General features: G+C 67.4%; 10 protein-coding genes. 7 read left to right on the top strand and 3 right to left on the bottom strand.

All coding sequences use genetic code 11. The annotated features are described in order from the left end of the window. Positions 1-285: 285 nt before the first annotated feature. Positions 286-1,056 (top strand): flagellar type III secretion system pore protein FliP, encoded by a 771-nt coding sequence (fliP, locus tag ACIPIA_RS04440; RefSeq protein WP_400507060.1) that lies wholly within the window; start codon positions 286-288, stop codon positions 1,054-1,056. A gap of 104 nt (positions 1,057-1,160) precedes the next feature. On the opposite strand, the gene rnd is transcribed toward fliP, so the two are convergent. After that, a complete protein-coding gene (gene rnd, locus ACIPIA_RS04435) occupies positions 1,161-2,300 on the bottom strand; it encodes a ribonuclease D (RefSeq protein WP_400507058.1) in 1,140 nt (379 codons plus the stop codon). Positions 2,301-2,444: 144 nt separating this feature from the next. On the opposite strand from rnd, the gene aspS reads away from it, so the two are divergent. The 5 genes from aspS to ACIPIA_RS04410 all read left to right on the top strand — a co-directional run bounded on the left by aspS (position 2,445) and on the right by ACIPIA_RS04410 (position 6,995). Continuing rightward, on the top strand, positions 2,445-4,223 hold the full coding sequence (aspS, locus tag ACIPIA_RS04430; protein WP_400507062.1) for an aspartate--tRNA ligase: 1,779 nt from the start codon (positions 2,445-2,447) through the stop codon (positions 4,221-4,223). A gap of 9 nt (positions 4,224-4,232) precedes the next feature. Continuing rightward, a complete protein-coding gene (locus ACIPIA_RS04425) occupies positions 4,233-4,604 on the top strand; it encodes a hypothetical protein (protein ID WP_400507057.1) in 372 nt (123 codons plus the stop codon). A 14-nt stretch (positions 4,605-4,618) separates the two neighbouring features. Further along, complete coding sequence (locus tag ACIPIA_RS04420; RefSeq protein WP_400507055.1) at positions 4,619-4,921, top strand: hypothetical protein; 303 nt, start codon at positions 4,619-4,621, stop codon at positions 4,919-4,921. Between the two features lie 143 nt (positions 4,922-5,064). Then, a complete protein-coding gene (locus tag ACIPIA_RS04415) occupies positions 5,065-5,946 on the top strand; it encodes a glycosyltransferase family 2 protein (RefSeq protein WP_400507053.1) in 882 nt (293 codons plus the stop codon). Beyond that, complete coding sequence (locus ACIPIA_RS04410; protein ID WP_400507051.1) at positions 5,943-6,995, top strand: acyltransferase family protein; 1,053 nt, start codon at positions 5,943-5,945, stop codon at positions 6,993-6,995. The genes ACIPIA_RS04415 and ACIPIA_RS04410 overlap by 4 nt, the downstream gene beginning before the upstream one ends. On the opposite strand, the gene ACIPIA_RS04405 is transcribed toward ACIPIA_RS04410, so the two are convergent. Next, complete coding sequence (locus ACIPIA_RS04405) at positions 6,967-7,680, bottom strand: CatB-related O-acetyltransferase (protein WP_400507049.1); 714 nt, start codon at positions 7,678-7,680, stop codon at positions 6,967-6,969. The genes ACIPIA_RS04410 and ACIPIA_RS04405 overlap by 29 nt on opposite strands. Continuing rightward, positions 7,670-9,508, bottom strand: a complete 1,839-nt coding sequence (locus ACIPIA_RS04400) for a hypothetical protein (protein WP_400507047.1) — start codon at positions 9,506-9,508, stop codon at positions 7,670-7,672. The genes ACIPIA_RS04405 and ACIPIA_RS04400 overlap by 11 nt, the downstream gene beginning before the upstream one ends. 206 nt (positions 9,509-9,714) lie before the next feature. Between ACIPIA_RS04400 and ACIPIA_RS04395 the strand changes: the two genes are divergently transcribed. Continuing rightward, positions 9,715-10,188 (top strand): DUF192 domain-containing protein, encoded by a 474-nt coding sequence (locus tag ACIPIA_RS04395; RefSeq protein ID WP_400507045.1) that lies wholly within the window; start codon positions 9,715-9,717, stop codon positions 10,186-10,188. Positions 10,189-10,236: the final 48 nt, after the last annotated feature.

Here is a 10,236-nt window from a genome sequence, read left to right as displayed (position 1 = left end):
GCCGACAAGCCGGCCGAGCCGGAAGCCAAGGAGGTCGATCCGTTCTCGGTCGATGCCATCGAGGCAGAGTTCGCCCGCCTCCTCGGGCGCGACCCCAAGCCGAAATCCTGAGCCGCGAGCCCTGGGCGATGCCGGGCGGAGCCGTCCGCCTGGCGGCGCCATCGGGCCATCAACAGGAATGTCGGGCTTCGGCCGCCATGGCGCCGCGCATCGGTTGCGCGGCGTTTTGCCGTGACTAGCCTCGTGCCGTCCGATCGACTGAGTCGGATGTAGCGGCAACCGCGCGTGACATCGAGTTCCAGACCAGCGAGACGCTATCGTTTCGGGCGCGCCGTGCTGGCGGCCGCGCTGCTGCTTGCGCTGCAGGCGACCCCGGCGCTGCCGCAAACGCTGTCGCTCGATCTGGGGCAGGGCGGTGGCGTCGCCGAACGGGCGCTGCAGCTCATTGCCGTCATTACGGTGCTGTCGCTTGCGCCGTCGATCCTGATCATGGTGACGTCGTTCACCCGGATCGTGGTGGTGCTGTCGCTGCTGCGTTCGGCGCTCGGTACGCAGACCGCGCCGCCCAACGCGGTGATCATCGGGCTCTCGCTGTTCCTCACCGGCTTCGTGATGGCGCCGACGCTGCGCGAGGCCTACACAACGGCCGTCCAGCCGCTGGTTGCCGGGCAGATCCAGCCGCAGGAGGCCTATAACCGCGGCGTGGTGCCGTTCAAGACCTTCATGCTGCGGCATGTCCGCGAGAAGGATCTGGCGCTCTTTCTTGACATGTCGCAGGGGCCGCGCCCCCAGCAGCCGCAGGATATCGGAGTCGAGGTGCTCGTTCCCGCCTTCATGATCTCCGAGCTGAGGCGGGCCTTCGAGATCGGCTTCCTGCTGTTCGTGCCGTTCCTGATCATCGACCTCGTGGTGGCCTCGATCCTGATGTCGGTGGGCATGATGATGCTGCCACCGGTGACGGTGGCGCTGCCGTTCAAGCTGATCTTCTTCGTTCTGGTCGACGGCTGGGGGCTGGTGACCGGCTCGTTGGTGAAGAGCTACGGCGTCGGCGGCTGACGCAGCCGCCCGCCTTGCTCAGGTCCGGCCCGGGTATCGCCCGGACGGGATGCTCGGGCCTGGCCTCGTTTTGCCGGGGAAAGCCAATTCAGGTCCAGGATGCTTCAGCTGACGACCACGCGGCCGCGCTGCACGCGCAGGCTGAGCGAGCCGTTCTTGAGCGCCAGCGCCTTCTCGCCGAAGACATCGCGTCGCCAGCCCTTGAGCGCGGCCACATCCGTGAGCTCGTCGGAAGCGATCGCCTCGAGGTCGTCGCTCGTGGCGATGATCTTCGGGGCGACGCGTTCGGTATCGGCGACGGCCTTCAGCAGAACCTTGAGCAGGTCGAGCACGGCGCCGTTGGTCGGCCGGCCACGCTCGCGCTCCAGCCGTGGCAGGGTCTTCGGGTCGATCGCGGCGGCACGCTCGATTGCCGCGAGGACCTCGGCGCCGTTGCGCGAGCGCTCGAAGCCGTTGGGGACCGAGCGCAGTTCGGCCAGTGATTCGACGGTGCGCGGGCCGCGCTGGACGATGTCCATCAGCGCATCGTCCTTGAGCACGCGTTGGCGCGGCACGTCGCGCGTCTGGGCTTCACGCTCGCGCCAGGCGGCGACCTCCATCAGGATCGGCAGTTCGCGCGGCTTGCGGATGCGGCCCTTCAGCCGATGCCAGGCGTTCTCGGGCTTGACCTCATAGGTCGCCGGCGAGCTCAGAACCGCCATTTCCTCGGCAACCCAGCCCTCTCGGCCGCTCGTATCGAGGTCGCTCTTAAGGGCGAGATAGATCTGGCGCAGGTGGGTCACGTCCGACTCGGCGTAGGCGAGCTGCGCCTCGGTGAGCGGGCGGCGCGACCAGTCGGTGAAGCGCGAGGACTTGTCGATGCGCGCCTTCGCGAGGTCGTTGGCAAGCTGCTCGTAGCCGACCGAGTCGCCATAGCCGCAGACCATCGCGGCGACCTGTGTGTCGAAGAGCGGGGTCGGCAGCACGCGGCCGAGCAGCCAGACGATCTCCAGATCCTGCCGGGCGGCGTGGAAGACCTTCACTACCGCCTCGTTGACCATCAGCCCGAAGAAGGGTGCAAGGTCGAGTTCGGGCGCCAGCGGGTCGACCAGCACGGCCTCTTCCGGCGAGGCGAGCTGGATCAGGCACAGCTTCGGATAATAGGTCGTCTCGCGCAGGAATTCGGTGTCGACCGTCACGAAGGGATGGGCGGCAAGACGATCGCAGGCTGCGGCGAGTTCGGCAGTATTGTTGATCAGATGCATGGTCTCCGGCTCTTAGCAGAGAGAGGGGGGCGATGTCGCGGCCGTTCTTGACATTTCGGGCGCGCGCGTGTGGTTAGCCCCAAGCTGTGCGCCGGCCTTTCTGGCCCGCTCCCGACGTATTTCCGAAAGACCGATACCGTGACCCTGCATCGCTACCGTTCCCACACCTGCGGCGCGCTCCGTGAAAGCGACATCGGCCAGACCGTGCGGCTCTCCGGCTGGTGCCATCGCATCCGCGACCATGGCGGCGTGCTCTTCATCGATCTTCGCGATCATTACGGCATGACGCAGGTGGTGGTGGATCCGGATTCGCCGGCCTTCGCCGATGCCGAGGCCGCGCGCTCGGAATGGGTCATCCGCATCGACGGCAAGGTGAAGGCGCGACTCGAGGGCACCGAGAATGCCAACCTCGCCACCGGCAAGGTGGAGGTCTTCGCGACCGCGCTCGAAGTTCTGGGCCCTGCGGCCGAGCTGCCGCTGCCGGTCTTCGGCGATCTCGAATATCCCGAGGATACCCGCCTCAAGTACCGCTTCCTCGACCTGCGTCGCGAGAAGCTGCACAACAACATCATGCTGCGCACCAAGGTCATCGACTCGATGCGCCGTCGCATGAAGGATTCGGGCTTCTCCGAGTTCCAGACGCCGATCCTGACCGCGTCCTCGCCGGAAGGCGCGCGCGACTTCCTGGTGCCGAGCCGCCTGCATGCCGGCAAGTTCTACGCGCTGCCGCAGGCGCCGCAGCAGTACAAGCAGCTGCTTATGATGGCGGGCTTCGACCGCTATTTCCAGATCGCGCCCTGCTTCCGCGACGAGGATCCGCGCGCCGACCGCCTGCCGGGCGAGTTCTACCAGCTCGACGTCGAGATGAGCTTCGTCGAGCAGGAGGATGTCTTCGCGACGATGGAGCCGGTGATCACCGGCGTCTTCGAGGAGTTCGCCAACGGCAAGACCGTCGCCCGCAACTGGCCGCGCATTCCCTATGCCGAGGCGATGGCGAAATACGGCTCGGACAAGCCGGACCTGCGCAATCCGCTGATCATGCAGGACGTCTCCGAGCACTTCCGCGGTTCGGGCTTCAAGGTCTTCGCGCGCATCCTCGAGGGCGAGAAGAACCGCGTCTGGGCCATCCCGGCGCCCGGCGGCGGCTCGCGCGCCTTCTGCGACCGCATGAACTCCTGGGCGCAGGGCGAGGGCCAGCCCGGCCTCGGCTATCTCATGGTCAAGGAGGACGGCGAAGGGCAGGGGCCGATCGCCAACAACATCGGGCCGGAGCGTGTTGCCGGCATCATCGCGCAGATGGGGCTGAAGGGCGGCGATGCCTGCTTCTTCGTCGCAGGCGACCCGGACAAGTTCGTCAAGTTCGCCGGTTCGGCCCGCACCAAGGTCGGCCAGGAACTGAACCTGATCGACGAGAACGCCTATGCCTTCGCCTGGATCGTCGACTTCCCGATGTTCGAGTACAACGAGGATGAGAAGAAGGTCGATTTCTCGCACAATCCCTTCTCCATGCCGCAGGGCGGCCTGAAGGCGCTGACCGAGGAAGACCCGCTTTCGCTCAAGGCCTTCCAGTACGACATCGCCTGCAACGGCTTCGAGCTTGCCTCGGGCGGCATCCGCAATCACCGGCCCGAGGCGATGGTCAAGGCCTTCGAGATCGCCGGCTATGGCGAGGAGACGGTGATCGAGCGCTTCGGCGGCATGTATCGCGCGTTCCAGTACGGCGCTCCGCCGCATGGCGGCATGGCGGCGGGCGTGGACCGCATCATCATGCTGCTGGCGGGCGCGACGAACCTGCGCGAGGTCGCGCTGTTCCCGATGAACCAGCAGGCCGTCGACCTGCTGATGGGGGCGCCTGCCGAGGCGACCCCGAAGCAGCTTCGCGAGGCGCATCTGCGGGTCAACATGCCCGAGAAGAACGGCTGAGCGACGACCATGGCCTGCCTGTCGATCGGGCGAGCGCTGTCGCTCGCCTGCCTTGTCGCCCTGCCGCTCGGCGCCTGTGTTGCCGGTCAGCCCGATACCAGCGCCGGGCGTGCCTCGGCGCTGGCGACCACGGTCTCGCGGGCGACCATGTGCAAGGCGGGCACGCCGCAGCGCTCGACGCTCGATCGTTTCCTCGCGGCCGAGAAGGCGCGGGGGGCAAGCGACGAGCAGATCGCGGCCGCGCGCTCAGCCTATGTCAGCGTTTCCGAGGCCGAGACCATCAACCAGGGCATTCGCCCGCAAGCCTGCACCGCCGAGGAGCGCATGCAGCTCAAGGAGCGGATGGGCCGCATCCGCGCCGGCAGCTTCGAGGCTTCCTGAACGCCGGCGATTCCATGATCACTGCAAAGCCGCTTGTCGCCGTGCTGACACTGGCCGTCCTCGCTGGATGCAGCAGCGTGGCCAGCCCGCTGCCGGGTACCGTCGAATATGCGGCGGCGACCGTTTCGCGGGCCTATGATTGCGGACTGCGGGTCGATCGCGGCGGTATCATCGCCCGGCTCGACCGGCAGGATCGCCAGCGCTTCACAGAGGCCAATGCCCGCTACGCCGTGAAGTCCTACAAGGCGCCACATCGCTGCGAGATGGCCGAGCGGGAACGCGTGCGGGGCGAAGTCGACGCGCTCGTCCGAAGGTAGATGGCCCTGCGTCGTCCGGCCGCAAGCTGGCGACCCAGTCATTTGTCGTCGCAGCGCATCTTCCGGGAACGTGGATGCCACTTTCCGGTCCTGTGCACTGAATTCGCTTGATTCAGGCGTCCCGTCGAGGCCACAAGGCCGCGATGCCCGCCGCTTCCGTCACCGCCATCGTCGTCAGCTACGAGAGTGCCCAGGTTCTGCCCGCCTGCCTCGATGCGCTCGCACGCGAGGGGGTGCCGGCGATCGTCGTCGACAATGCCAGCGGTGATGACAGCCGTCGCCTGGCAGCGGCGAAGGGCGCGCGCGTCATCGCAAACACCCGCAACGAGGGCTACGGGCGTGCCAACAATATCGGCGTGGCCGCTGCGCACACGCCGTATGTGCTGATCGTCAATCCGGATCTGGAGTTGGGAGCAGGCGCGGTCGAGGCGCTGCTCGCCGCGGCTGTACGATACCCGGATGCCGGCATGCTGGCGCCGCGCATCGTCGAGCCTTCCGGCCGGGTCTTCCTGCAACCGCGCTCGCTACTGTCGCCTGGCCATCTCAACCGCAGCGGGGCCATGGTGGTCCCGCAGGGCGATGCCTGCCTGCCGTTCCTCTCCGGCGCCTGCCTGCTGATCCGGCGCGAACTTTTCGCAGCGCTGGGCGGCTTCGACCCGGCGATCTTCCTGTTCTACGAGGATGACGATCTGTGCCGGCGCATGCGCGATGCGGGGCATGCCCTGGTCCATGTCGATGGCGCGGAAGCGCGGCATGGCCGAGGCCGCTCGACGGCGCCCTCGCCGCAGCGCCGCTTCAAGGCACGCTGGCATCTCGCCTGGTCGGAAGGCTACATCGCCCGCAAATACGCACTGCCGGAGCCGGGGCCCATCCGCTCCCTGGAGAATCTCGGCAAGGCGATCGGCTACGGCCTGCTGTTCAATCGCGAGAAAATGAGCGCCCATGCCGGTTCTGTCGCCGGGGCACGGGCCTGGCGGCGCGGCGAGACGGCGCTGGCGCATGAAGGGCTGGGGGACGCAGCATGATCGGGCGTGCGCCGCGCGTTGCGAAAGCGCTCGCCAATCCGCACAATAATTTCGGGGTGCTGCGCCTCGTCATGGCCGTCGCCGTGGTGATCTCGCACGCCTTCAGCGTCACCGACGGGCGCGTCGAACAGGAACCATGGTTCGCGACGACGGGCTTCACGCTCGGCGAGCATGCGGTCAACGGCTTCTTCGCGGTATCCGGGTTCCTCGTCACGATGAGCTTCCTGCGGCGCGGTTGGCGCGATTATGCGCTGGCGCGGCTGCTGCGGATCGCGCCGGGGCTGATCGCCGCGACACTCGTCGTCGCACTGCTGATCGGCGGACTGATGACGACGCTCGACCGGGCGGCCTATTTCAGCGACCCGCGGCTCTGGCGTTTCATCAGCGCGACCCTGACCACCTTCAAGAGCGCAGCGGCCTTGCCAGGCGTCTTCGAGAACAACCCGTTGCAGTTCCCGATGGGGACGGTGTGGACCCTGAAGTACGAGACGCTCTGCTATCTCGGCGTGTTCGTCGCCGGCGTTGCCGGCCTGCTCGCGAAGCCGCGTCTTGCCTTGGCGGCTCTCGCCGCGCTCACGCTCGCCGTGGTCCTGCGCGAGGTGCTGGCCCCCGACGGGCCGAAGGGCACGGAGACGGCGCTGCGTCTGCCCCTGATCTTCCTCGCCGGCGGCGTGATCTATCTCTACCGCGAGCGGGTGACGCTCTCGGTGCCGCTTCTTGCACTGGCCGTCCTCGCGCTGGTGCCGCTCGCCTTCACTCCGCTCTACAAGGCGGCGCTCTATCTCGTAACGGCCTGGGGCGTGCTCGTGATCGCGCTCGCGCCCGCACTGACGCGTCGCTCGATCGAGCCGCCGGCGGACCTGTCCTACGGCGTCTATCTCTATGGCTGGCCGGTGCAGCAGGCGCTGCACGCTCTGTTCCCGGCTCTCGGCGCGGTCGCGCTGCTCTGGCCCTCGCTGATCGTGACCGTCGTGATTGCGGCCCTGTCCTGGTATCTGGTCGAGAAGCCGGCGCTCGACCTCAAGCGCCGGTTGTTGCGCGCGTCCTGACGGCAGCGACGAACTCCGCGATCCGCTCGCTCATGAGCAGCGGCAGGAGGGGCACGAGCCGTTCGCGCGGAAGCTCCCACCAGCGGCTGTCGAGCAGCGCGGCTGCCGTCTGCTCATCGAAGCGCGACCGGACGATCCGGGCCGGGTTACCCGCCACGATCGCATAGGGCGGCACGTCGCGCGTCACCACGGCGCGCGCCGCGACCACGGCGCCATGGCCTATGCGGATGCCGGACATGATCATGCATTGCGAGCCGAGCCAGACATCGTGGCCGATGACGACGTCGCCGCGAGTGGTGTCGTGGCCGGTCGCACCGACGGCTTCCGGCCAGAGGCGCGGCAGGGCGGGGAAGGGATAGGTCGTCGCCCAGTCGAGCCGGTGATTGCCACCGAGCAGGATCTCGACCCCGTCGGCGATGGAGCCGTAGCGGCCGATGGTCAGCTTCGCTCCGCTCTCGGGGAAGCGCACCTTCGGCCGGCCATAGGTGTAGAGGCCGAAGGCGAACTGGCCCGGGCGCCGCGCGACGAGATGCGCGAGGTGCAGCCGGGTCTGGTTGTTCGGATTCAGCCGCTTGCGCAGCCAGCCGCGCGGGACGGAGGGCAAGCCTGCCCACCACCCCTCCAGGCGCGATGGGCGCCAGTCGCCGTCCGCCGGGACGATGGCCGCCTCCTTGTCAGAGGGCATCGGCCTTGAGGTCGATCTTGTCGAAGATCTCGGTCGGCTCGGTCATCGTGATGACGTCGGCGAGCCCGAGGCCACTCTGCGACCTGGCGCTGGCCTGGACGTTGAGCGTGCCGGGCTTGGCGACGAAGCGCGAAACCGCCGCGGTCAGGGTCTTGGCAGCATCGGAGGGGCCGAGGATCGCGGCGAGGCCGAGGCTGGCGACCATGGCATATTGCTGGCGGACTTCCTCGACCTTCCGCTTCGACTTGCGCGCCTCGTTTTCGATCAGCTTCTCGACGAGACCGAAGTTCTGAAGCTTGACCTGCAGGTTCCGCGCGGTGGCGCCCAGCGCCGCGACCTGGGCGAGGGCGAGGTCGCTGGAGAACAGGTCCTTCGTCACATTCCCGAGCGTGCCGGAAGCATCGAGCTGGACGAGCCCGGCGCTCCCCAGAGACAGGCTGCGGATAGCGATCTCGTTCTTCGCCGCCTCCCAGGCCAGGTCGAGCTTGGCGGAGAGATCGAGCGAGCGGATGCCCATCGCGATCATGTCCTTGGCAGCCGGGTTGCCCGCGGTATCCACGATCGGGGTCACCAGCCTGTCGATCGTCAGCGCCAGGCTGGTCGGAATGCCGTTGAGCTGCTCGCCGGCCTTGAGCTCGAAGGTGCCGAGCGTGAGCTTGATCGGGTCCTTGCCGGTGATTGCGGGCGGTGCGTCGATCGAGATGCCGGCAAGGCGCACGGTTCCGATGGTCGGGATGAAACGCCGGAAATCGAGCTCCTCGATCGGCCTGTCGGGCTCCGTCAGCGCGACGCGCAGCTCGCGCAGCACCGGCGCGAAGGAGAAGCCGGAATAGCTGATCGTGTCGATGCCGCCCTTGGCTGGGCCCGAACTGAAGCGGAAACCTTCGAGCGCAAAGCCCGACCTGGCAGGCGTATTCTCGCCAAAGGCCATGCGGGCGATCTTCAGGTCGACCGTTTCGGCCTTGGCGCCGGGCTTGGGCGGGGAGGAGACGGTCATCGCGAAGTCGCGAGCCTCGCCGCTGCCGTATTCGAACATGTCGAAAAGCGATAGCATGGACAGGCCGAGCCGCTTCTCGGCATCTGTCTTCTGCGCCGATTTCTCGTCGGTCTTGTCGTCGGTCTTGCCGAGCTCCTTCTTCTCGACCTCCTCGGAGGCCGCTGCGAGCTGGCTCACCACGTCGAGCAGCGGCTCGGGGCCGACCTTGGCGGCGAAGCCTCGGGCCGTCGTCTTGCCGAGGGACGCCTTGCCCGCCTTGCCCATGTCGAGCGTGTAGCCGTCCTGCTCGAAGCTGCCGATCAGGGGCAGCATCTTCTCTTCGACGCTAGGCGCGGCCTTCTCGGTGAGTACCCGCGCGCTCTGGCGCAGGTCGAAGGCGTCGAAGGCCGTGCGCTTCAGTTCGCCCTTGATCGGGCCGGTGGCGCCGCCATCCCCGACGATCGAGCCGCTCGCCGATTCGCCGTGGCCGATCCTGCCCTCGCGGATGTCGCTGAGGCGGATGTCGCGATAGGTCGTGGTCTGCTTCTGGTCGCCGAAGTTCTGGACCATCGTCAGTTCCGGCGCGCTGATCTCTGCGGCGTTCAGGCGCCCGGCACGCGCAGCTGCCGAATCACCGGCCGTGCCGGCGAACAATGCGAGGAAGGCGTCCTTCTCGAGCGTCGAACCTTTCACCATGATCTTCGGCGCGTTGATCACCATCTTGCCGAGGTCGATCTTGACGTTGTCGATCTGGAAATCGGCGGCCCAGCCGGGAGACGCGAAGGCGAGAAGGACCGCCGTCAGGGCCGTGCCGGAAAGCTGCGTCGGCCGACGAAGGCGCGCGATGGTCATAAGGGGCTCCTGATTCATGGCCGGGCGAAGCTGCCGTGAGCCGGTGGCGAAAGAAAGTCGCCATGCCGAGGGGGCCAGCGTCCTGCATTCATATGACGAGGAAGGGCTTGACCGGAAGATGGCGGACACGGCCATCTGCCGAAGATTCGCCATCAGCCGTTCCTAAAGCACGGGGACGGCGCTGGCCGCCATGGAGTCGGGAAGCGATGCACGCCCTCAAGACCGCTTTCGCCGCAGTCGTCCTCGCCTTGATGGCTCTGGTGCCCGCGGGCGCGCAAAGCCAGCCTGCGGCGGCAGGCTCCGGCCTCGAGCCGCTCGTGATCGTCAGCGGCGGGGCGCGCCATGCCTTCCAGGTGGAGGTGATGCGCACGCCCGACCAGCGCGCCAAGGGGCTGATGTTCCGGAACTACATGCCGGCCGACCGCGGCATGCTGTTCGACTTCGGGGCCAGCGAGCCCGTCGCGATGTGGATGCAGAACACCTACATCTCCCTGGATATGTTGTTCATTCGCAAGGACGGCACGATCGCGCGGATCGCCGAGCGCACCGAGCCGCTTTCCACCCGCACGATTCCCTCGGGGGAGCCGGTGCTGTCGGTGCTCGAGATCAATGGCGGCGTCAGCAAGCAGCTTGGGCTCAAGCCCGGCGACAAGGTCGAGCATCCGCTGTTCAGGCGCTGAGGCCAAGCTCGCCGGGCGACTCACGCTCGCTGTGTCGGTGTGCCTCGT

Origin of the sequence: Allobosea sp. CER48, assembly GCF_044752385.1 — a bacterium.
Classification (GTDB): Bacteria; Pseudomonadota; Alphaproteobacteria; order Rhizobiales; family Beijerinckiaceae; genus Allobosea.
Note: the sequence above shows the minus strand (reverse complement) of the source record. Positions and strands in the feature narration are given on the sequence as shown.

Excerpts from the sequence above, each read along its gene's own strand:
- ACIPIA_RS04415 (WP_400507053.1), top strand. The coding sequence starts at position 5,065 with ATGCCCGCCGCTTCCGTCACCGCCATCGTCGTCAGCTACGAGAGTGCC.
- ACIPIA_RS04410 (WP_400507051.1), top strand. The coding sequence starts at position 5,943 with ATGATCGGGCGTGCGCCGCGCGTTGCGAAAGCGCTCGCCAATCCGCAC.
- ACIPIA_RS04420 (WP_400507055.1), top strand. The coding sequence starts at position 4,619 with ATGATCACTGCAAAGCCGCTTGTCGCCGTGCTGACACTGGCCGTCCTC.
- ACIPIA_RS04405 (WP_400507049.1), bottom strand. The coding sequence starts at position 7,680 with ATGCCCTCTGACAAGGAGGCGGCCATCGTCCCGGCGGACGGCGACTGG.
- ACIPIA_RS04425 (WP_400507057.1), top strand. The coding sequence starts at position 4,233 with ATGGCCTGCCTGTCGATCGGGCGAGCGCTGTCGCTCGCCTGCCTTGTC.
- ACIPIA_RS04395 (WP_400507045.1), top strand. The coding sequence starts at position 9,715 with ATGCACGCCCTCAAGACCGCTTTCGCCGCAGTCGTCCTCGCCTTGATG.
- rnd (WP_400507058.1), bottom strand. The coding sequence starts at position 2,300 with ATGCATCTGATCAACAATACTGCCGAACTCGCCGCAGCCTGCGATCGT.
- ACIPIA_RS04400 (WP_400507047.1), bottom strand. The coding sequence starts at position 9,508 with ATGACCATCGCGCGCCTTCGTCGGCCGACGCAGCTTTCCGGCACGGCC.